This is a genomic window from Actinoplanes sp. NPDC048791, from assembly GCF_040650095.1.
Taxonomy (GTDB): domain Bacteria; phylum Actinomycetota; class Actinomycetes; order Mycobacteriales; family Micromonosporaceae; genus Actinoplanes.
This window is the reverse complement of the sequence record NZ_JBEZGQ010001173.1, coordinates 1-523: the sequence shown is the minus strand read 5'-3', so window position 1 is coordinate 523 and position 523 is coordinate 1. Positions and strand designations below refer to the sequence as shown.

Annotated in this window: 1 protein-coding gene; it reads right to left on the bottom strand. The window is 76.7% G+C overall.

Features of this window, described 5'->3' with window-relative positions:
* Positions 1–523 (bottom strand): MFS transporter (locus AB0C29_RS43875; protein ID WP_360833649.1); only part of this gene is annotated, 523 nt, incomplete at both ends.

Below are 523 nucleotides of genomic sequence, written 5' to 3'. Positions count from 1 at the left end.
GGCGACCAGACCGGCCCGCAGATTGCCGAGCTGCGGCCCGGCCGAGCCGACGATGTGCTCCAGCGAGGCCACCCGCCCCCGGTACGCGGCCGGCGTCACCGTCTGCACCACCGTGCCCCGGGACACCACCGCCCAGGTGTCGGCCCCGCCGGCCACCGCCAGCAGACCCAGCACGACGAGCAGGTGGCCGCTGAGCCCGACCAGACCCAGCGCCACAGCCCAGACGGCCCCGCAGACCAGCAGCACCGCTCCGGGGTGGCGGCGGTGGGTGGCCAGGCCGGACAGCACCGACGCGAACACCCCGCCGACGGCGACGGCCGTGACGAACAGCCCGAGGATCTCCGGCCGGCCGCCGAACTTCTCCTCGTTGATCACCGGGAACAGCGCGATCGGCATGGCCAGCAGCGTGGCGGCCAGGTCGGCCAGGAACGCGCCCCGGACCTGCGGGGTGCGGACGGTGAACGCGAGTCCGGCGCGGACCGCCGCCGCACCCGGGCGGCCCGTCGCGCCCTGCACTCCCCGG